Here is a 17,374-nt window from a genome sequence, read left to right as displayed (position 1 = left end):
TGCTTCAGCCCCCGCCCCCGAGAGGGCTTAGAGTTCCCTGCCCTCGACCGAGAGCTTCAGACGTTCGAGGGCGCTGCTTACTTCCTCGTGGTGCGGATGTATAGCCTTGGCGCGCTGGTAGGCCTGGTAGGCGCGCGCAGGCTCACGGAACTGTTCAAACAGCGCGCCCAGCGCGTAGATGGCGTTGTAATCCTGGGGATTCAAGGCCAGCGCGCGTTCCAGGTCGGCGACAGACGGGCCGTAGAGACCCATCGCGAAGTAAACCCGGGCGCGCTGATACCAGCCGCGGGCGAACTCCGGCGCATGGTCTGTCAGCGCCGTCAGATGCTCTGCCGCCTGCTGCAGATCGCCGCGTTCAATCGCGTCGGTGCCGCGCCGCAGCAGCAGGTCCATGGAGGGCGAGCCGCTCTTGGCCCAAAGCGCCTGCAGCTCGCGGTCAATCGCCGCAGCCTCCGTCGCCCCGGCAGAGGCCAGATCCTGCAGCAGCACATCGGCCGGCAGGCCCTGCGCATGCCCCTGGCCAGGCAGGGATATGATAACTGAGGCCGCTGTTGCCGCCACGATAGCTTTGAGCTTTGGAAATTTTGCCAGCATGATGCCCCCAGTGTAATCCCGCGCGCTGCATTTTCCAGTATTGGATGCACATGCTTCACAGGTTTGTGCTATAAGCGCGCCCAACAGATTGAGGACCGATATGAGCGTTACCCTTGAACAGGCGGCAGAAGCCCTGAACGGCAAGCTGGATGCGGGCGAATTCGATTCCACCGCCAAGTTCCAGATCGAAGGCCTGGGCGCCATCATGCTGGACGGCGCCGGCGCCCGTGCCGGCGACGAAGAAGCGGACGTGACGATGACCGCAGATGCCGACACGTTCCAGGCGATCCTGGACGGCGAGCTGAACCCGACCGCCGCCTTCATGTCCGGCAAGCTGACCATCGACGGCGACATGGGCGCCGCGATGAAGCTGGCGGCGGCGCTGGCCTGATGGACGGCGCCCCGGTGGAGCTGCAGCCCGCCCCCCTGTTCGCGGAGATCGCGCAGGGGCCGGCGAAGGGCGCAGCCCATTGGGTCCAGACCGCTGACGGCCTGCGCATCCGTGCAGGCCATTGGCATCCTGAGGGGACGGCCAAGGGCACGGTCCTGCTGTTCCCCGGGCGCACGGAGTATATCGAGAAGTACGGCCTTGCCGCGGCGGAGTTTGCCGCCTGCGGCTATGCCACCCTCACCGCGGACTGGCGCGGCCAGGGGCTGGCCGGGCGGATGCTGGCAGAGCGCCGCCTGGGCCACGTGGGCCATTTCACCGATTTCCAGAAAGACGTTCGGGCACTCACGGCGCTGGCGGACCAGCTGGAGCTGCCCCGGCCCTGGTTCCTGGTGGGCCATTCCATGGGCGGCGCCATCGGCCTGCGGGCGCTGATCGAAGGGCTGGACGTCAGGGCCTGCTGCTTCACCGGCCCGATGTGGGGCATCCAGATCCCGCCGCTGATGCGCCCGCTGGTGCGCGTCCTCAGCGGAATCGCGCCGTATCTGCGCCTGCACGAGCGGCTGCTGCCGACCACTGCGCTGGAGCAATACGTCCAGATCACCCCGTTTGAAGGCAACACCCTGACCACCGATCCTGAGATGTACCGGATGATGCACGCCCAGCTGGAGGCCCAGCCGGACCTGGCGCTTGGCGGCCCCACCATCCAATGGCTGCGCGTCAGCCTGGAGGAATGCGCCTGGCTGGCGCAGCAGCCCTCCCCCGCGCTGCCCTGCATCACGTTCCTGGGCACCGACGAGCAGATCGTCAACTGCGAGGCGATCCACGACCGCATGGACCGCTGGCCCGGTGGCGAGCTGGACCTGATCGAGGGCGGCCAGCATGAGGTGATGATGGAAACCCCGGACATCCGCGCGCATGTGTTCTCCCGCATGTGCCGCCTGTTCGAGCAGCACGGCGGCTGACCCCCGCGGCATCCCGTTGCCTGTTCAGCGCGCGCCCCTTTTACCCGGCCGTTACCCGTCTCTGTCATTCTCCTGCGCTGATCCGCCCCCGGCTGCTTGTGATCCAGCAAGCCGCCGCTTAGATGTTGGGTCAAAGCATTTCTCATGACAGGAGCCCCCATGTTCCAGCTTCCCTTCCCCGTCCGCGACGCAAACGCCACTGCCGGTTCCGGCGGCCTCGGCAACCTGCCGGAATGGGACCTCAGCGACCTCTACGCGTCTGAGGACGCCCCCGAACTGGCCCGCGACCTGGACTGGCTGCAAAAGGAATGCGCCGCCTTTGCCGCCGACTACGAGGGCAAGCTGGCAGACCTGGACGCAGACGGCCTGCTGGAATGCGTGCAGCGCAACGAGAAGATCAACAACATCGCCGGCCGCATCATGTCCTTTGCCGGTCTGCGCTATTACCAGCTGACCACCGATGCGGACCGCGCCGCCTTCCTGTCGGACTGCCAGGAAAAGGTGACCATCGCCACCACCCCGCTGGTGTTCTTCACGCTGGAACTGAACCGGATCGAAGATGACGCGATGCAGGCGCATCTGAACGCCAATGAAGACCTCGCCCGCTATGCCAGCGTGTTCCGCCGTATCCGCGCGATGAAACCTTACCAGCTGTCCGACGAGCTGGAGAAGTTCATGCACGATCTCGGCATCGTCGGCGACGCCTGGGAGAAGCTGTTCGACGAAACCATCGCGGGCCTGACCTTCACTGTCGACGGCGAAGAATTGAACATCGAAGGCACCCTGAACCTGCTGACCGAGCAGGACCGCAGCAAGCGAGAGGCCGCCGCCCGCGAGCTGGCCCGCGTTTTCGGCGAGAACATCAAGACCTTCGCCCGCGTCCACAACACGCAGGCAAAGGAAAAGGAAATCATCGACCGCTGGCGCGGCATGCCCAGCCCGCAGACCGGCCGCCACCTGTCCAACGATGTCGAACCGGAAGTGGTCGAAGCGCTGCGCGAGGCGGTGGTTGCCGCCTACCCCAAGCTCAGCCACCGCTATTATGAGCTGAAGCGCAAATGGCTGGGGCTGGACGTGATGCAGGTCTGGGACCGCAACGCGCCGCTGCCGCTGGAGGACAGCCGCATTATTGGCTGGGACGAGGCCGAAAAGACCGTCATGGAGGCCTATGAGGCCTTTGATCCCCGCATGGGCGAAATCGCAGCCCCCTTCTTCTCGGACGGCTGGATCGACGCCGGCGTGAAACCCGGCAAGGCGCCCGGTGCCTTTGCCCACCCGACCGTTACCAACGTGCATCCCTATGTGATGCTCAACTATCTGGGCAAACCGCGCGACGTGATGACGCTGGCGCATGAACTGGGCCACGGCGTGCATCAGGTGCTGGCGGCCGAACAGGGCGAGATGCTGTCCTCCACCCCGCTGACCCTGGCGGAGACCGCTTCTGTCTTTGGCGAGATGCTGACCTTCCGCAAGATGCTGGACAAGGCCGAAACCAAAGAGCAGCGCAAGGTGCTTCTGGCGGGCAAGGTCGAGGATATGATCAACACGGTTGTGCGCCAGATCGCCTTCTACGACTTCGAATGCAAGCTGCACGCCGCCCGCGCCGAGGGTGAGCTGACGCCGGATGACATCAACGCCATCTGGATGTCGGTGCAGGCGGAAAGCCTGGGCGAAGCCTTCGAGTACATGGACGGTTACGAGACCTTCTGGGCCTATATCCCGCACTTTGTGCACTCGCCCTTCTATGTCTACGCCTATGCCTTTGGCGATGGCCTCGTGAACGCGCTCTACTCCGTCTATGCGAGCGGCGCCGAAGGCTTCGAAGACAAGTATTTCGAGATGCTGAAGGCGGGCGGCTCCAAGCACCACAAGGAGCTGCTGGCGCCCTTCGGCCTCGATGCCACCGATCCCCAGTTCTGGGACAAGGGCCTCAGCATGATTTCCGGCTTCATTGACGAGCTGGAGGCGATGGAGGACTGATGCGCCTCTCCCTGCGCCCGGTGGCCCGCAGCGAATTTGATCTGGTCTCCCGCATCGAAGTGGAACCGGATCAAATCCTCTTTAGCGGCACCGTGGCGCAGGCCTTCGAAGAAGATGAGGAAGGCGTGGATTTTCACGCCATCCTCGACGGCACACGCGCGGTAGGCTTCTTCAAGACTGACCGGCTGTATCACGAGACCTATGAGTTTGTCCGGGCGGATGAGCTGGGCCTGCGCGCCTTTATGATCCACAGCCGCGATCAGGGCAAAGGCTATGCCACTGCGGCTGTGCTTGCCCTGAAACCCTACCTTGCCGCCAGCTACCCGGAGCGCAGCGCGGTCTTGCTGACAGTCAACATGCAGAACCCCGGCGCCATCCGCTGCTACCTGAAGGGCGGTTTTGCCGATACCGGCGGCATCTATCCCCATGGCCTTGCCGGTCCGCAGCACATTCTGCGGATGGGCCTGGCGGCGGCGCCTTAAGTGGCCGGGAAGGACAGTTTCAAAGACCGCTTCCGCCCGTTCTTTGCCTGGGTCCGCGCGCATGTGCCGCGCGGGCTGAGGCTGGTGCTGGGTATCCTGCTGATCCTTGGCGGCATCTTCGGGTTCCTGCCGGTGCTTGGCTTCTGGATGGTCCCGCTTGGCGTTCTGGTGGCCGCCATGGACATAAAGCTGATCCGCCGGTGGCTACGCCGCAGAAGGCGGTAAATGACCGGCTGGCCGCCGGCAGCGCTTATTTCAGCTGGCTGTCCTTGGAGCCGCGCCGGTTGATGCCGCCGCGCGCCTGATGCGCGCCATCGCGTTCCTGCTGGCAGTCTATGCACAGCTTGACGCCCGGAATGGCGGCGCGGCGCTTTTCCGGGATCGGCTCCTCACACTCGGCGCAATGGGTCCGGCTTTCGCCCACCGGGCGCTTTTGCGCCTTCAGTCGTGCCAGCTCATCATTGATCGAGGCTTCGATCTGCTCATTCACCGCGCCGTCCTGCGCCCAGCCGCCAGCCATGGCTCCTCCTCCTGTGCCAGAGGATGTGAATGTAGGGCCGCACAGCCGCCCTGACCAGTACCCCACGGCGGCAATAACCGAGTAAATCTATCAACTATTTGATTTTATTGCACTTTCCCTTGACCGCCCGTATGCCGGCCGGTACATAGGTTGCAGAAATTGCAAGCAAGCCAGACTCACCAGGCCGCAAGCAGCCAGCGCTCCAGCCACCCTTCGGGCCAGCCAGACCGCCAGCGACGCCAGCCACCAGAGCGAGTTCAGCCAGCCACGCGCCAGCCTTGCAGCCAGCAGCATCGTCAGCCATCCCTATCCAGCTTGATCGCACCCAGCCCGCAAAGGCCAGGCACGCGCCAGACAGGTTCCCCGCCAGCAATCGCCAGCCCTTCAGGTCAGCCAGGCTGACCCAATGTTTCGCGCGCGAAACATTGGGGAAACACCGCTGCCGTAAAGCCAGCGCACCCGCCAGCAAACGGCGCATAAAAAAAGGCGGCGCCATGGCACCGCCTTTCAACGTTTCTTCTGGACGCAGCGGTCAGGTGCTGGACAGCATCCCCTTCTCGCCCGCAAGTTCGCGCATCTTCTTCTGCAGCTTTTCGAACGCCCGCACCTCGATCTGGCGGATGCGTTCGCGGCTGACGTTGTACTGCGCGCTCAGATCCTCAAGCGTCACGGCCTGATCCATCAGGCGGCGCTGGGTCAGAATGTCCTTCTCGCGGTCGTTCAGCACATCCAGTGCCTCCGCCAGCAACTCGCGCCGCGCTTCCAGTTCATCGCGGGCCTCGTAATCGCCGGCTTGATCGGCATCTTCATCCTCAAGCCAGTCCTGCCATTGCATCGTGCCCTCACCCTCGCTGCCGACGGTGGCATTCAGCGAGGCGTCGCCGCCCGACATGCGGCGGTTCATCGAGATCACTTCATCCTCGGTCACGCCAAGGTCGGTAGCGATCCGCTTGACGTTCTCGGGGCGAAGGTCGCCATCTTCAAGCGCGCCGATGCGGGCCTTGGCCTTACGCAGGTTGAAAAACAGTTTCTTTTGCGCGGAGGTGGTACCCAGCTTCACCAGCGACCAGGAGCGCAGGATGTATTCTTGGATGGACGCACGGATCCACCACATGGCGTAGGTCGCCAGGCGGAAGCCCTTTTCCGGGTCAAAGCGTTTTACAGCCTGCATCAGGCCGACATTCGCCTCGGAGATCACTTCGGCCTGCGGCAGGCCATAGCCGCGGTAGCCCATGGCGATCTTGGCCGCGAGCCGCAGATGGGACGTCACCATCTTATGAGCCGAGGCCGCATCCTGTTCTTCCACCCAGCGCTTGGCCAGCATGTATTCCTCTTCCGGCTCCAGCAGCGGAAACTTGCGGATTTCCTGGAGATACCGGTTCAGGCCGCCTTCGGGCGTCGGGGCAGGCAGGTTTGCATAATTCGCCATATAAAGTGTCCCTCCCAAAATGTATAAGGACTTAACATTAGCGCATATGTGTTAGCGCTAAGTCCTTTTCAAGGACCGCTTGTGGAATTCTTCTATGTTAGCCCCGGCGCCGCCGTCTGTGAATTGCATCACAGGGCAGAACACGCTTATTTGCTGATAGTTTACTGGCGCAAATTACTGGCGCAAAGCCGCCAGCAACTCCGCCATGTCCTGCGGCAGCGGCGCCTCGAACCTGAGCGGTTCGCCGCTGACCGGATGGCCAAAGCCCAGCACCGCGGCGTGCAGGGCCTGGCGCGGGAAGGCCCGCACAGCGTCCTGCGCTTCCTCGCTCAGCGCTTTGGCGGGCAGCTTGCGGCGGCCGCCATAGGTGGGGTCGCCCACCAGACTGTGGCCGGCATGGGCCATATGCACCCGGATCTGGTGGGTGCGGCCGGTTTCCAGCCAGCATTCAATCAGCGCCGCGCAGGGCGGATTGCCAAAGCTCTCGCAGATGCGGGCCCGGGTCACCGCGTGGCGGCCGCCCTGGAACAGCACCGCCTGCCTTTGGCGGTCGGTCTTATGCCGGGCCAAATGGGTGGTGAGCTTGAGGATATTGCCGGGCTCGAAGCTCGCCCCCTTGACGCCGCGCAGGCGCGGATCGTTGCCGTCCGGCACGCCATAGCAGATTGCCTGATAGTACCGCTCTACTGTGTGTTTCTCGAATTGCGTGGCCAGCCCCTGATGCGCGGCATCGGATTTGGCCACCACCAGGAGGCCGCTGGTTTCCTTGTCGATGCGGTGAACGATGCCCGGACGCTTGACCCCGCCGACGCCCGAGAGGTTGCCGCCGAAGTGATGCAGCAGCGCGTTCACCAGCGTGCCCGAAGGCGAGCCCGGCGCCGGGTGCACCACCATGCCCGCGGGCTTGTTGATCACGATCAGATCATCGTCTTCAAACACGATCTCCAGCGGGATGTCCTCGGGCCCGATATGGCTGTCTTCGGCCTCTTCCACCTCGATCGCGATCACCGCGCCAGCCGCCACATTGGCCTTGGGGTCCTGCACCACGGCGCCATCCACCGTCAGCGCCCCCTCCCCGATCAGCCGCGCCAGCCGGGTGCGCGACAGAGCGGCCTCCTCTGGCACATCGCGCGAAACCGCTTTATCAAGCCGCTTAGGCGGGTTTTCCGCGATGACAAACTCAATCCGGCGGCTGCCCATGACTGATCCTTCCGAGACCGAAATCCAACAGGAACCGCCGCAGATCCGGTTTCTGCGGCGGCTGGTGACCACGCTGACCGTGGTGATGATTGGCGGGCTTGTAGTGATAATCTCACTGCTTGTCATCCGCCTGCAGGCAAGTGATGCGCCGCTGCCTGCGGAAATCGCCCTGCCCGCCGGAGCGGAGGCAGAGGCGGTGACCCTTGGCCGGGACTGGATCGCAGTGGTCAGTCGGGACAACCGCATCCTGATCTACGACCGCGAGAGCGGCGCGCTGCGTCAAACGGTGCAAATCACCGACTGAGCCGCCCGGCTCAGGACCTCAGCAGCACCTTGTTGGAATCGATTGCCGCGGCGATCTGTGCGTATTGGGTCTGCCGGTCCTGCGCGGTTTCCGCGCTGCGCAGCAGGACGGTGGCCGCGTCATCCAGGATACGGGCGGCTTCGCGGTTCACCGCGGCCTGAGCCGAGGCGCGCACCGGCGTAAGCGGCCGGGCGGTGCGCTCTGCCGGATCGCTTGCGCTGGAGACGGTCACCCGGCGCCGGTCCGGGTCGCGGTTCTGGCGGGCCAGCTGCCTGAGCTTGCCGGAGGTGTCCTGCAGCACGCTGCGCACCTCGTCGTAATCGGTGTCCTCTGGAATACTGCCCGCTGCGGCCTCCAGCCGCTCGGACAGGCAGTCGACCTGCAGGGCCGAATCACCGGTAGCGCGGCAGAAGGCCTTGGCCGCGGCCAGGGTCGCCAGCAGCTCCGTCAGAAAGGCCGCCGAGCCGAACTCCCCGCCCGGCACCACCACCGTGTAAACAAACGGTCCCGGGCTTTGCGCCAGGGCCGGCGCGGCGGCCAAGCCCAGGCAGGAAACCCCTGCGGTCAACGTCTTGGCAATTGAATTCAGCATCTCGTTACCCCCGCTGCATCGCTGAATGCACCCGCCGCCGCCGGCTCCGCGCAGCGGCACTGCGCGGCATCTTGCCGGAACCCGGAGACCCGTTATCTGCGTTATTGCCCGGTGCTCAGCCGTTAACTAATCTGAATACGTTCCTAATCATAAGGTTGTTTATCCATGTATACCAGTATCTTGCAGGCGGCCACGCTGATAATCCCGCTCGCCTTCGCCGGCCAGGCGGCTTTTGCCCAGGCCGCAGACCCGGCCCTGGAGGAAGCCAAGCGCCGTCTGGCCTGCGGTGCCGGGGTACCGGTTTCCGCCAGCTATCTTCCCAACGGCTCGCTGCAGGTGACCTGCCAGGCGCCTGGCGCCGAAGCTGTGGCCCAGTCCAGCACCAGCCGGATGCCGGAGACCGGCCTTTCGGCTGGTGCCACGGCCGGGGTGATCGCGGGTGCCCTGTTCCTGGTTGTGATTGCCGACGACGATGACGGCACCACCACGACCACGACGACAACAACCACAAGCACGGCTGACTAAAGCCGGGGCCGGCCGCTGGTTCAGGCAGCGGCCGGTCTGCTTCCCGCCGCGCGGCCCGCAGTGAAGCCCTTCGATGGCATCACAGAGCCAGCCTGACGCTTCCACAATCGCCAGCAGCAACGACCCAGGACCGCAGGACAGCCCGGCAAATTTGCAGCGAGCGATACGGCAGCTTATTTATGTTGAGGGGGGGGATGGTACCGCCTCCCCGGCTTGAACGGGGGACCTCTGGATCCACAATCCAGCGCTCTAACCAACTGAGCTAAGGCGGCACTGAGGGGGCATTTATAGCACGTCCCAAGGGCACGCAAGAGGTTTTTTCACGTTTCCGCCGCAGAAAACCACGGCAGCCGGACGTCTGATGCGGGACCTTCTGCAATCCGCCGCGCCCGCCTGGGAATTATCCACAAGCGGTTGCAATTGCAGCCGAATCCAGCGCAGCCCGCCCAGCGGAAATCAGGCGCCGGCGGTTTCGAACGTCAGCCGCCAGGTCTGCTCCACCAAGTCCTGGCCATAGCTGCGCACCGGGCGGCTGCCATCCAGCTGCCAGCCGAACGCGCGGTACAGGGCGCAGGCGGTCCGGTGGCTTTCATGGGTTGTCAGCATCATGCCCCGGTACCCCGCGGCCCGGGCAAATTCCACGCATTCGCGCAGCAGCCGTTTGCCTAGGCCCTTGCCGCGGGCCTCCGGGGTCAGCAGGAACAGCCGCAATTGCGCGGTCTCCGCGTCCTTCTTCATGCAGAACACCGTCCCCAGCCGCTCGCCGCGGCTTTCGGCCATCCAGCCCCGCTCGCAGGCGGGATCATGGCCCGCGCAGAAACTGTGCAGGATGTCGGCGACCAGCGGCCCGAAGGTCTCGTCGAAGCCCGCCTCGCGGGCATAGAGATCCTGGTGGCGGGCTACCAGCCACTGCATGTCGGTCGGGGCGAATCGGCGCAAAATCACATCCGTCATGCCTCAGTGTAGCGCAAAGGCGGCTTGCCTTTCAGCGTGCGGCGGGCTAGCACCGGCTGCATTCCGCTGACCGGCTAGGGAGTGCAAGATGAGTATCAATACCGAACGCGACATCGAGGCAAACCTGCAAATCGGCCCGACCGATCAGGGCATGGTGCGGATCTTCATCGAGGCCGGCGGCACCGAGATCCCGATGGATTTCGAGCCGGAAGAGGCCGAAGAGATCGCAGACGAGATCCGAGCCGCAGCCCAGGCGGCGCGCAGCATCAAGTGATCCGGGGCGTCTGAGCCGCCGCGCCCGCCGCGAGGCCGGTTCCTGGTTCTGCCGCAAGCTCAATCACATGGCGCAGCAGCGCAGCACCGCGGCCGCCAGCAGGGCGCCGAAGGCGCGCTGCCGGGCCCAAGGCTGCCAAGGGGACCCGGCGCAGCCGGGACACCTGCAGGCGCGGGAGCGCACCCCTCCGCCCTATAATTTTATATCTGCGCCCCCTGCCCCGCCCGGCAGCAGCCCGTCTTTGCCCGGGAAAGGATCGCGCAGGAATTGCAGGCGGCAGGCAGCATCCATGGCAAATTTCTGCACCAGCTTCTTGCGCCGGGCCGGCGCCAGCTTGTCCTCCGGCGCCATGCGGATGATTTCCGCATCATAGGGATCAGCGATGATCAGCCCGGTGCCGTCCGGCAGCAGCTCGGCCGGAAAATCCATGTCCACCGCCCAGAAAAAGCGGTCGCACCATTCCAGATAGCCCTGCCATTTGCTGTCGGCCTGATAATCGGCGCGGCTGGATTTGCATTCGACGACCCAAAGCTCGCCTTTCGGCCCCAGCGCCATCACGTCCACCCGCAGGCCGCGGGCGGGCACGAATTCCTCCAGCGGCGCGAAGCCGAGCGAGCGCAGACAGCGCGACACTCCGCGGGCCAGTTTTTGTCCAGGCTGAAGATGTTCCATCATGGGCGTGAATGTGAACAATTGGTGAACAAATTGCAATCCCGCGGTTTTGCCGGGAAATGATGAACGCCGGTTCTGCGTTCCCCTTGTAACAAGAGGCCGGGCAGCTTAGTTAAGTCCTTGGCGGGTTCTGCCCTTCTCGTGACAGGCAGCATTCCGGTGGCCTTAAGCAATTCCGAGGGAGCTGGCTCTGTGCGGATCCTGGTCCGTTTACCTGGCGCCCACCTGTATATACAGGTCCTCGGGAATCAAAGCCGCACGGTTGACTGGTGGTCCCGCCGCTTCTCCCCCCTCCGCAAAAGAAAACCGCGCCCTCCGTCAGGAAAGCGCGGTCCGGATGTCCGTTATTCTGCGGATCAGCGGCGGGCGCGCAGCTGGCGCTGTGCCTGGGACGGCTGTTCGGCGGGCACTTTCACCGGCTGAAACGCATTCACCACCGGCGTGCCGCGGCGGGGGCCGCCGTCTTTCTCAGCCATCGCCATCACGGCCCAGGCGAACTGCACCCCGGCAAAGACGATGCCATGCATGAACCAGAGCAGGAACACCGCCAGCAGCCCTGCATCCGAGGCTGTGACCAGCGACCAGAGGTTCATCACGTTGAACCACAGCAGCACCGCGACAAAGGCGGCGGCAATTGCGAAGCCAATCACAACATTGCGGATATACATTTTCACCAGTTCAGGCATCTGAGTCCTCCAGATAAGCCTGAAGAGGTTATCAGCCTTTGCAGCGCCGTCCAGCGGTTCCGGGCAGAATGAGCGGAATTTGTCGCACTCTTTGCGCAGCACCAGCTGCTGAAGCAAAAAAGCGCGCCCTGCGGCGCGCCTTTTTATCCTCATAATCCAGTGCCGGCCGGTCTTAGAACGCGTCCGGCCTGGCCTCCCGCGCCATGTGGTCCAGGACGGCATTGACGAACTTCGGCTCCTTGCCTTCTGGGAAGAAGGCGCGGGCAATGTCAACAAATTCGTTGATCACCACTTTGGGCGGGGTGTCGGACTGGGTCAGCTCAGCCCCCGCCGCGCGGAACAGCGCCCGCAGCGTCGGGTCGATGCGGGCAATCGGCCATTTCGCCACCAGGGCGCGGTCGGTCATCTGGTCGATGCGCGCCTGATAGTTCACCGCCTCGCGCACCAGCTTGCGGAAGACCTTGGTATCGCCTTCCGCCATTTCGTCACCTTCATAGACAGCGCCAAACCGGTGGTCCTCGAACTCGACGATGACCTGGTCAAAGGTCTGGCCGCTCTGTTCCATCTGGAACAGCGCCTGCAGCGCGTAAAGCCGCGCTGCTGATCTCATCTGATTCTTGCCATTGCCCTTGGGGCGGCTGTCCTGGGTGCTCATGCGCTGGTGGATCCGTTGTCTGTACCGGCAACCTGGTAGGCCCCTGCGGGTGCCTTGAAGCCAATGCCTTTGGTCTGGGCGCCCCACTTACGCGTGAGTGCGATCAGATGCAAGGCCGCAGCCGCCGCGCCGCCGCCTTTGTTCTGGTCGGCGGTATCGGCGCGCACTTCGGCCTGTTTGCGGTTTTCCACGGTCAGGATGCCGTTCCCGATGCACAGGCCCTGCAGGCCCATCAGCTGGATCGCGCGGGAGCTGTCGTTGCAGACCGTGTCATAGTGGGTGGTTTCGCCGCGGATCACGCAGCCCAGCGCCACATAGCCATCGAAGTTCGAGCTGCGGTCGGCAATGGCAATTGCGGTCGGCACTTCCAGCGCGCCGGGCACTTCGACGATTTCAAACGTGCCGCCTGCGGCTTCGATCTCAGCTGCGGCGCCGGCGACCAGATTGTCGGCGATATCCTTGTAGTAGGGCGCGACAACGATCAGCAGCTTCACGGGCTTGTCGAACTCTGCGCGCGGCAGGGTGTAATGTGTTTCATGTCCGGCCATATCAAGCGTCCTTCAGAATGGGGCGGCTGCCGGTGATGGACAGGCCATAGGCGTCCAGCCCGACGTATTTGGTGGAGGGCGAGTCGGTCAGCAGGACCAGCTCGTGCAGGCCCAGGCCCGACAGGATCTGGGCGCCGATGCCGGTCTGCTTGATGGTCACCGTGCGCGGGCCTTCGTCCTCGTTGGCATAGAGCGCGTTGCGCGGCTGGCGGAACAGGGTCACAACGCCGCGGCCCTCTTCGGCGATGATCTCCATCGCGCGGGGCAGCTGGCGGGCCGACTTGGGGCCGAGACCCAGGATGTCCGTCGCCTCATGCAGCGCATGGGTGCGCACCAGCACCGGCTCCGGCGTGGTGATGTCCCCCTTGATCATCACCACATGCTCGATGCCGTGGGTCTGGTCGGTGAACAGCCGCATTTCCCACTCGCCGCCGAATTCCGAGGTCACGGTCTCGCGCGAGGTTTCCACCACCAGGTTGTCATTGCGCGCGCGGTAGGTGATCAGGTCGGAAATGGTGCCGATCTTCAGCCCGTGTTTCCCGGCGTATTCGACCAGATCCGGGAGGCGTGCCATGGTGCCGTCTTCCCTCATGATCTCGCAGATCACCGACGCCGGGTAATGGCCCGCCAGCCGCGCCACGTCGCAGCCGGCCTCAGTATGGCCCGCACGGACCAGCACCCCGCCCCGGCGCGCGCGCAGCGGAAACACATGGCCCGGCGTTGCAATATCGGCGGAGGTTTTCTGCGGGTCGATGGCGGTGGCCACGGTCAGCGCCCGGTCAGCGGCGGAGATGCCGGTGGAGACCCCCTCGCGCGCCTCGATGGAGACGGTGAAGGCGGTCTCATGGCGGGAGGAGTTGTGCAGCGCCATCATCGGCAGGCCCAGCTCCTCGATCCGCTCAGCCGGCAGGGTCAGGCAGATCAGGCCGCGGCCATGGGTGGCCATGAAATTGATCGCGGCGGCATCGGCGTGCTGCGCCGGGATCACCAGGTCGCCTTCGTTCTCGCGGTCCTCATGGTCAACCAGGATGAACATGCGGCCCTGGCGGGCCTCTTCAATGATCTCTTCAATCGGGCTGATCGCATCGCGCAGTTGCGCCTCAACCGGCCCCGGTTTTTCAAAGCTCATATGGCAGCCTTTCGATGTGCATGGGCAGCACGCCTGGCACTGCGGGTTCTTTCCCAGCCAGATAGCCCAGGCCGGCGGCAAATGCCAGTCCCGCAAACGGCACCAGGGGGTCTGGACGCGGCCTGTGCAGCCGTGCACAACTGGCTTTGGATCCAATTCCGGATCCGCCAGGCCAGATGGATGGGAGGACCGGACATGCGCGCATCCCGCATATTGCAGGCCGTCGAAGCTCATGCCGAGGGCGAGCCGGGCCGGGTGATCACCGGCGGCATGCCGCTGCTGCGGGGCAATTCGGTGTTTGAGAAGATGCAGGACATGGCCGCCAACCATGACGAGATCCGCCTCTCGATGCTGCGCGAGCCGCGCGGCAACCCCGGCCTGTGCGGCAATGCCATCGTGCCGCCCTGCCACCCGGAGGCCGATGCGGGCTTCATCATTTTCGAGCAGACCGAATACCCGCCGATGTCCGGCTCCAACACCATCTGCGTGGTGACGGTGCTGCTGGAGACCGGAATCGTGCCGATGACGGAGCCGGTGACGGAGCTGACCCTGGAGGCGCCGGCCGGGCTGATCCGGGTGCGGGCCGCGTGCCGCGATGGCAAGGTGACACGGGTAGAGTTCCGGAACGTGCCGGCGTTTGCCGTGCATCTGGATGCGAATGTGGAAGTGGCGGGGCTGGGCACCGTCACCGTGGATGTGGCCTGGGGCGGCATGTTCTTTGTGCTGGCCGAAGCCGGGCGGCTGGGCGTTGCGCTGGACGCGGACAACGGTGCGGAGATCGTTCGCGTGTCAGAGGCGATCCGCCACGCCGCCGCCGAGCAGCTCCCGGTGGTGCATCCGGACAATCCCGGAATTACCGGCCCGACCATCACCAACCTCTGGGGTGCGCCGGTGGCGGAAGGAACCCATGGGCGCGGAGCGGTCACCCTTTCGACCGGCCCGTTCGATCCAAACCGTCCGCAGGACGCCAGCGGCATCCTCGACCGCTCGCCCTGCGGCACCGGCACCTGCGCCAAGATGGCGGTACTGCACGCGCGCGGGCTGTTGGGGCTAGGCCGGGACTATGTGAACGCCGGGCCGCTGGGCACCACCTTCACCGGGCGGATCGTGGAGGAAACCCAGGTTGGGCCCTACAAAGCGATTGTGCCAACGCTGTCGGGGCAAGGCTGGATCTACGGGCTGAGCCAGTACACGCTGGACCCCAGCGATCCGTTTCCGGCGGGCTACACCGTCGGCGACATGTGGTGAGGCGCGCCGCCTTGGTGGCGCGCGCGGCCCAACGCTTTTGACGGCATCCGGGATGCAGGCCAAAGGGGCGGGAGCGCTTTGCTTTCCGGCGCCTGAGGGGCGCTGCCCCTCGGCCTGGCGGCCTCACCCGGGAGTATTTCGGGAAAGATGAAAGACCGTGGCCCTTATCCGGCGTCGTGCAGCCGGGCGACGTAGCGGGCCAGGGTGTCGATTTCCAGGTTGATCTGGTCCCCCAGCTTCACATCACCCCAGGTTGTGACCTCCTTGGTGTGCGGGATAAAGTTGATGCCGAAATCGCAGCCATCCACGTCATTCACCGTCAGCGAGGTGCCGTTGAGCGCCACCGAGCCCTTGGGGGCGATGAAGCGGGCCAGCGCCTCAGGCGCGCGCAGGGTGACGCGGGTGCTGTCGCCCTCGTCCGTCATGGCCACCACACCGGCGACGCCGTCCACATGGCCGGACACGATATGGCCGCCCAGTTCGTCGCCCACTTTCAGCGCGCGCTCCAGGTTCACCCGCTTGCCCACGGTCCAGGAGCCGAGGTTGGTCTTGGAGACGGTCTCCGCCGAGACCTGCACGTCGTACCAGTCGTCGCCCAGCGCCACCACCGTCAGGCAAACGCCATCGGAGGCGATCGAGGCGCCGATGTCGATGGTGGCGGTGTCGTAGCCGGTGCGGATCCGCGCCCGCAGGTCGCCCTGCTGCTCCAGTTCGGCGATGGTGCCAACGTCAGTGATGATGCCTGTGAACATGGGTGCGCTCCCCGCCGGTGCAATGTCTATCCTGCGGCAGAGGTAGCCAAGCCGTGCGGTCTTCACAAGCCCCGGCTTGCCATCCCCCCCGCGGAAGCCTTAGTTTCGCCGCACTCAAATATTATCCGATCCTTGCCTTTGTCTTTCGAGTTATGCCCCCTGTGATGCCGCAGCACCCTGCACCAAACCGGAGCTTTCTGTTCCTGCAAGGCCCGCACGGGCCGTTCTTTGCAGCGCTCGGAAAAATGCTGCAGGCGGCGGGCTGCGAGGTGGCGCGGGTGGGGTTCAATGCGGGCGATCAAGCCTTCTGGCGCGGCAGAGAGAGCTATATCCCGTTCACCGGCCCGCAACGGGAGTGGCCCGAGGTGCTGGCCGGGCTGCTCGACAGCCGCGGCGTCACCGACGTTGTGCTTTATGGCGACACCCGTCCCGTTCACGCCGCCGCAGTGGCTGCAGCCCGGCAGCGCGGGCTGACCGTGCATGTGTTTGAGGAAGGCTATTTGCGTCCCTACTGGGTGACCTATGAGCGCGGCGGCGCCAATGGGCATTCGCGGCTGATGGACATGACCGTGCCCCAGATGCAGGAGGCGCTGGCGCTGTCGGACATGGAGACGCCGCTGCCGCCAGCGCATTGGGGCGACATGCGCCAGCATGTTTTTTATGGCGCGTTGTACCACTGGTTCGTCATGTTCCTGAACCGCAAGTACCGCCATTTCCGCCCGCACCGGGCGCTGCCTGTGACCAAGGAATTCCAGCTTTACCTCAAGCGCTTGCTGCTGATGCCCGTGCAGGCGCTGGAACGGCGGCTGGCGGAGCAGCGCATCCGCGGCGGCGGCTTTCCCTATCACCTTGCGCTGCTGCAGCTGGAGCATGACAGCTCGTTCCAGATGCATTCCCCGTTCAGCAGCATGGGCGAATTCCTGGCGGAGGTGATCGGCGGCTTCGCCGCAGGCGCCCCGCGCCACCACCACCTGGTGATCAAGGCGCACCCGCTGGAGGATGGCCGCGCCCAGGTGCGCCGCACCCTGCGGCGGCTTGCGCGGGAGCACGGCATCGCCGGCCGGGTGCATTACGTGCGCGGCGGCAAGCTGGCGCAGCTGCTGAACGAGGCGCGCACAGCGGTGACCGTCAATTCCACCGCCGGCCAGCAGGTGCTGTGGCGCGGCATCCCGCTGCGGGTGTTCGGCCGCGCGGTCTATGGCAAGCCCGAGTTCGTCTCGGAGCAGCCGCTGGCGGAATTCTTTGCCGCCGCCAGCCGCCCTGACAGCCGCGCCTACAAAGATTACCGCCGCTTTCTGCTGGAGACCTCGCAGGTGCCCGGAGGATATTATTCGAGCAACGGGCGCCGCCAGCTGCTGCGCCAGGTGGCGGATATGATGCTGGCGGAGGAAGATCCCTATGACGCGCTGCGCCTGGGCACAGCGGCACCGCGGCAACAGTTGCGCCTGGTGACCTGACGCAGATTGACCCTAAGACT

Annotated in this window: 23 protein-coding genes and 1 tRNA gene; 10 read left to right on the top strand and 14 right to left on the bottom strand. The window is 64.8% G+C overall.

All coding sequences use genetic code 11. The features are described from left to right. Positions 1 to 27 precede the first annotated feature (27 nt). Positions 28 to 594 (bottom strand): tetratricopeptide repeat protein, encoded by a 567-nt coding sequence (locus tag DAEP_RS0101990; protein WP_027243495.1) that lies wholly within the window; start codon positions 592 to 594, stop codon positions 28 to 30. A gap of 100 nt (positions 595 to 694) precedes the next feature. Between DAEP_RS0101990 and DAEP_RS0101985 the strand changes: the two genes are divergently transcribed. The 5 genes from DAEP_RS0101985 (at position 695) to DAEP_RS0101965 (ending at position 4,634) form a co-directional block, all read left to right on the top strand. Continuing rightward, entirely contained in the window at positions 695 to 985 is a 291-nt protein-coding gene (locus DAEP_RS0101985; protein ID WP_008554433.1) for an SCP2 sterol-binding domain-containing protein, read from the top strand. Next, complete coding sequence (locus DAEP_RS0101980; protein WP_027243494.1) at positions 985 to 1,947, top strand: alpha/beta fold hydrolase; 963 nt, start codon at positions 985 to 987, stop codon at positions 1,945 to 1,947. Before DAEP_RS0101985 ends, DAEP_RS0101980 begins: the two co-directional genes overlap by 1 nt. Before the next feature lie 159 nt (positions 1,948 to 2,106). Continuing rightward, positions 2,107 to 3,927, top strand: a complete 1,821-nt coding sequence (locus tag DAEP_RS0101975; RefSeq protein WP_027243493.1) for a M3 family oligoendopeptidase — start codon at positions 2,107 to 2,109, stop codon at positions 3,925 to 3,927. Continuing rightward, positions 3,927 to 4,409 (top strand): GNAT family N-acetyltransferase, encoded by a 483-nt coding sequence (locus DAEP_RS0101970; RefSeq protein ID WP_027243492.1) that lies wholly within the window; start codon positions 3,927 to 3,929, stop codon positions 4,407 to 4,409. The genes DAEP_RS0101975 and DAEP_RS0101970 overlap by 1 nt, the downstream gene beginning before the upstream one ends. Then, the gene (locus DAEP_RS0101965) at positions 4,410 to 4,634 is read left to right on the top strand and encodes a hypothetical protein (protein WP_027243491.1); all 225 of its coding nucleotides are present in this window, start codon (positions 4,410 to 4,412) and stop codon (positions 4,632 to 4,634) included. A gap of 25 nt (positions 4,635 to 4,659) precedes the next feature. Here the strand turns inward: DAEP_RS0101965 and DAEP_RS0101960 are convergent, their stop codons facing one another. The 4 genes from DAEP_RS0101960 to DAEP_RS0101950 form a co-directional block, all read right to left on the bottom strand. Further along, a complete protein-coding gene (locus DAEP_RS0101960) occupies positions 4,660 to 4,929 on the bottom strand; it encodes a DksA/TraR family C4-type zinc finger protein (RefSeq protein ID WP_008557604.1) in 270 nt (89 codons plus the stop codon). 94 nt (positions 4,930 to 5,023) lie between these two features. Further along, complete coding sequence (locus tag DAEP_RS23870) at positions 5,024 to 5,425, bottom strand: hypothetical protein (RefSeq protein WP_154665020.1); 402 nt, start codon at positions 5,423 to 5,425, stop codon at positions 5,024 to 5,026. A 36-nt stretch (positions 5,426 to 5,461) separates the two neighbouring features. Further along, positions 5,462 to 6,358 carry an RNA polymerase sigma factor RpoH gene (gene rpoH, locus DAEP_RS0101955; RefSeq protein WP_008554396.1) on the bottom strand — a complete coding sequence of 299 codons (897 nt, stop codon included), beginning with the start codon at positions 6,356 to 6,358 and terminating at the stop codon, positions 5,462 to 5,464. Positions 6,359 to 6,532: 174 nt separating this feature from the next. Further along, the gene (locus DAEP_RS0101950) at positions 6,533 to 7,558 is read right to left on the bottom strand and encodes an RluA family pseudouridine synthase (protein ID WP_027243490.1); all 1,026 of its coding nucleotides are present in this window, start codon (positions 7,556 to 7,558) and stop codon (positions 6,533 to 6,535) included. On the opposite strand from DAEP_RS0101950, the gene DAEP_RS0101945 reads away from it, so the two are divergent. After that, complete coding sequence (locus DAEP_RS0101945; protein ID WP_027243489.1) at positions 7,557 to 7,862, top strand: DUF6476 family protein; 306 nt, start codon at positions 7,557 to 7,559, stop codon at positions 7,860 to 7,862. The two genes, DAEP_RS0101950 and DAEP_RS0101945, sit on opposite strands and share 2 nt — an antisense overlap. 10 nt (positions 7,863 to 7,872) lie before the next feature. Here DAEP_RS0101945 and DAEP_RS0101940 read toward each other — a convergent pair whose 3' ends face one another. Beyond that, positions 7,873 to 8,454 carry a hypothetical protein gene (locus tag DAEP_RS0101940; protein ID WP_008555507.1) on the bottom strand — a complete coding sequence of 194 codons (582 nt, stop codon included), beginning with the start codon at positions 8,452 to 8,454 and terminating at the stop codon, positions 7,873 to 7,875. A 165-nt stretch (positions 8,455 to 8,619) separates the two neighbouring features. On the opposite strand from DAEP_RS0101940, the gene DAEP_RS0101935 reads away from it, so the two are divergent. Beyond that, positions 8,620 to 8,979, top strand: a complete 360-nt coding sequence (locus DAEP_RS0101935) for a hypothetical protein (protein ID WP_008557043.1) — start codon at positions 8,620 to 8,622, stop codon at positions 8,977 to 8,979. A 195-nt stretch (positions 8,980 to 9,174) separates the two neighbouring features. On the opposite strand, the gene DAEP_RS0101930 is transcribed toward DAEP_RS0101935, so the two are convergent. After that, positions 9,175 to 9,251: transfer RNA gene (locus tag DAEP_RS0101930), tRNA-His, on the bottom strand. Positions 9,252 to 9,435: 184 nt separating this feature from the next. After that, on the bottom strand, positions 9,436 to 9,933 hold the full coding sequence (locus DAEP_RS0101925; protein WP_008557055.1) for a GNAT family N-acetyltransferase: 498 nt from the start codon (positions 9,931 to 9,933) through the stop codon (positions 9,436 to 9,438). Between the two features lie 88 nt (positions 9,934 to 10,021). Between DAEP_RS0101925 and DAEP_RS0101920 the strand changes: the two genes are divergently transcribed. After that, positions 10,022 to 10,207 carry a DUF6324 family protein gene (locus DAEP_RS0101920; protein ID WP_027243488.1) on the top strand — a complete coding sequence of 62 codons (186 nt, stop codon included), beginning with the start codon at positions 10,022 to 10,024 and terminating at the stop codon, positions 10,205 to 10,207. Between the two features lie 192 nt (positions 10,208 to 10,399). Here DAEP_RS0101920 and DAEP_RS0101915 read toward each other — a convergent pair whose 3' ends face one another. The 5 genes from DAEP_RS0101915 to ribB form a co-directional block, all read right to left on the bottom strand. Next, entirely contained in the window at positions 10,400 to 10,882 is a 483-nt protein-coding gene (locus DAEP_RS0101915) for an MmcB family DNA repair protein (protein ID WP_036760940.1), read from the bottom strand. A gap of 353 nt (positions 10,883 to 11,235) precedes the next feature. Further along, positions 11,236 to 11,565: a hypothetical protein gene (locus DAEP_RS0101910; RefSeq protein ID WP_008555818.1), complete on the bottom strand. Its 330-nt coding sequence runs from the start codon at positions 11,563 to 11,565 to the stop codon at positions 11,236 to 11,238. A 172-nt stretch (positions 11,566 to 11,737) separates the two neighbouring features. Continuing rightward, positions 11,738 to 12,220 carry a transcription antitermination factor NusB gene (nusB, locus tag DAEP_RS0101905; protein ID WP_008555352.1) on the bottom strand — a complete coding sequence of 161 codons (483 nt, stop codon included), beginning with the start codon at positions 12,218 to 12,220 and terminating at the stop codon, positions 11,738 to 11,740. After that, positions 12,217 to 12,768, bottom strand: coding sequence for a 6,7-dimethyl-8-ribityllumazine synthase (locus DAEP_RS0101900; protein ID WP_008556683.1), 552 nt, complete (start codon positions 12,766 to 12,768; stop codon positions 12,217 to 12,219). Before DAEP_RS0101900 ends, nusB begins: the two co-directional genes overlap by 4 nt. Before the next feature lies 1 nt (position 12,769). After that, positions 12,770 to 13,897 carry a 3,4-dihydroxy-2-butanone-4-phosphate synthase gene (gene ribB / locus DAEP_RS0101895; protein ID WP_008553589.1) on the bottom strand — a complete coding sequence of 376 codons (1,128 nt, stop codon included), beginning with the start codon at positions 13,895 to 13,897 and terminating at the stop codon, positions 12,770 to 12,772. A gap of 195 nt (positions 13,898 to 14,092) precedes the next feature. Between ribB and DAEP_RS0101890 the strand changes: the two genes are divergently transcribed. After that, complete coding sequence (locus DAEP_RS0101890) at positions 14,093 to 15,145, top strand: proline racemase family protein (RefSeq protein WP_027243486.1); 1,053 nt, start codon at positions 14,093 to 14,095, stop codon at positions 15,143 to 15,145. A 164-nt stretch (positions 15,146 to 15,309) separates the two neighbouring features. Here the strand turns inward: DAEP_RS0101890 and DAEP_RS0101885 are convergent, their stop codons facing one another. Beyond that, complete coding sequence (locus DAEP_RS0101885; RefSeq protein ID WP_027243485.1) at positions 15,310 to 15,897, bottom strand: riboflavin synthase; 588 nt, start codon at positions 15,895 to 15,897, stop codon at positions 15,310 to 15,312. Between the two features lie 164 nt (positions 15,898 to 16,061). Here DAEP_RS0101885 and DAEP_RS0101880 point away from each other — a divergent pair, with 164 nt between their 5' ends. Next, positions 16,062 to 17,354, top strand: coding sequence for a capsule biosynthesis protein (locus DAEP_RS0101880; RefSeq protein WP_027243484.1), 1,293 nt, complete (start codon positions 16,062 to 16,064; stop codon positions 17,352 to 17,354). The last annotated feature ends 20 nt before the right edge of the window (positions 17,355 to 17,374 follow it).

It is taken from the genome of Leisingera daeponensis DSM 23529 (assembly GCF_000473145.1).
Taxonomy (GTDB): Bacteria; Pseudomonadota; Alphaproteobacteria; order Rhodobacterales; family Rhodobacteraceae; genus Leisingera; species Leisingera daeponensis.
This window is presented reverse-complemented; position numbering and strand designations above follow the sequence as displayed.

What these genes read in the sequence shown, in the direction of transcription:
- DAEP_RS0101885 (WP_027243485.1), bottom strand. Translation starts at nt 15,897, where the DNA reads ATGTTCACAGGCATCATCACTGACGTTGGCACCATCGCCGAACTGGAG.
- DAEP_RS0101960 (WP_008557604.1), bottom strand. Translation starts at nt 4,929, where the DNA reads ATGGCTGGCGGCTGGGCGCAGGACGGCGCGGTGAATGAGCAGATCGAA.
- DAEP_RS0101990 (WP_027243495.1), bottom strand. Translation starts at nt 594, where the DNA reads ATGCTGGCAAAATTTCCAAAGCTCAAAGCTATCGTGGCGGCAACAGCG.
- DAEP_RS0101910 (WP_008555818.1), bottom strand. Translation starts at nt 11,565, where the DNA reads ATGCCTGAACTGGTGAAAATGTATATCCGCAATGTTGTGATTGGCTTC.
- DAEP_RS0101980 (WP_027243494.1), top strand. Translation starts at nt 985, where the DNA reads ATGGACGGCGCCCCGGTGGAGCTGCAGCCCGCCCCCCTGTTCGCGGAG.
- nusB (WP_008555352.1), bottom strand. Translation starts at nt 12,220, where the DNA reads ATGAGCACCCAGGACAGCCGCCCCAAGGGCAATGGCAAGAATCAGATG.
- DAEP_RS0101940 (WP_008555507.1), bottom strand. Translation starts at nt 8,454, where the DNA reads ATGCTGAATTCAATTGCCAAGACGTTGACCGCAGGGGTTTCCTGCCTG.
- DAEP_RS0101925 (WP_008557055.1), bottom strand. Translation starts at nt 9,933, where the DNA reads ATGACGGATGTGATTTTGCGCCGATTCGCCCCGACCGACATGCAGTGG.
- DAEP_RS0101900 (WP_008556683.1), bottom strand. Translation starts at nt 12,768, where the DNA reads ATGGCCGGACATGAAACACATTACACCCTGCCGCGCGCAGAGTTCGAC.
- DAEP_RS0101890 (WP_027243486.1), top strand. Translation starts at nt 14,093, where the DNA reads ATGCGCGCATCCCGCATATTGCAGGCCGTCGAAGCTCATGCCGAGGGC.
- rpoH (WP_008554396.1), bottom strand. Translation starts at nt 6,358, where the DNA reads ATGGCGAATTATGCAAACCTGCCTGCCCCGACGCCCGAAGGCGGCCTG.
- DAEP_RS23870 (WP_154665020.1), bottom strand. Translation starts at nt 5,425, where the DNA reads ATGGCGCCGCCTTTTTTTATGCGCCGTTTGCTGGCGGGTGCGCTGGCT.
- DAEP_RS0101880 (WP_027243484.1), top strand. Translation starts at nt 16,062, where the DNA reads ATGCCGCAGCACCCTGCACCAAACCGGAGCTTTCTGTTCCTGCAAGGC.
- ribB (WP_008553589.1), bottom strand. Translation starts at nt 13,897, where the DNA reads ATGAGCTTTGAAAAACCGGGGCCGGTTGAGGCGCAACTGCGCGATGCG.
- DAEP_RS0101950 (WP_027243490.1), bottom strand. Translation starts at nt 7,558, where the DNA reads ATGGGCAGCCGCCGGATTGAGTTTGTCATCGCGGAAAACCCGCCTAAG.
- DAEP_RS0101985 (WP_008554433.1), top strand. Translation starts at nt 695, where the DNA reads ATGAGCGTTACCCTTGAACAGGCGGCAGAAGCCCTGAACGGCAAGCTG.
- DAEP_RS0101935 (WP_008557043.1), top strand. Translation starts at nt 8,620, where the DNA reads ATGTATACCAGTATCTTGCAGGCGGCCACGCTGATAATCCCGCTCGCC.
- DAEP_RS0101970 (WP_027243492.1), top strand. Translation starts at nt 3,927, where the DNA reads ATGCGCCTCTCCCTGCGCCCGGTGGCCCGCAGCGAATTTGATCTGGTC.
- DAEP_RS0101945 (WP_027243489.1), top strand. Translation starts at nt 7,557, where the DNA reads ATGACTGATCCTTCCGAGACCGAAATCCAACAGGAACCGCCGCAGATC.
- DAEP_RS0101975 (WP_027243493.1), top strand. Translation starts at nt 2,107, where the DNA reads ATGTTCCAGCTTCCCTTCCCCGTCCGCGACGCAAACGCCACTGCCGGT.
- DAEP_RS0101920 (WP_027243488.1), top strand. Translation starts at nt 10,022, where the DNA reads ATGAGTATCAATACCGAACGCGACATCGAGGCAAACCTGCAAATCGGC.
- DAEP_RS0101915 (WP_036760940.1), bottom strand. Translation starts at nt 10,882, where the DNA reads ATGATGGAACATCTTCAGCCTGGACAAAAACTGGCCCGCGGAGTGTCG.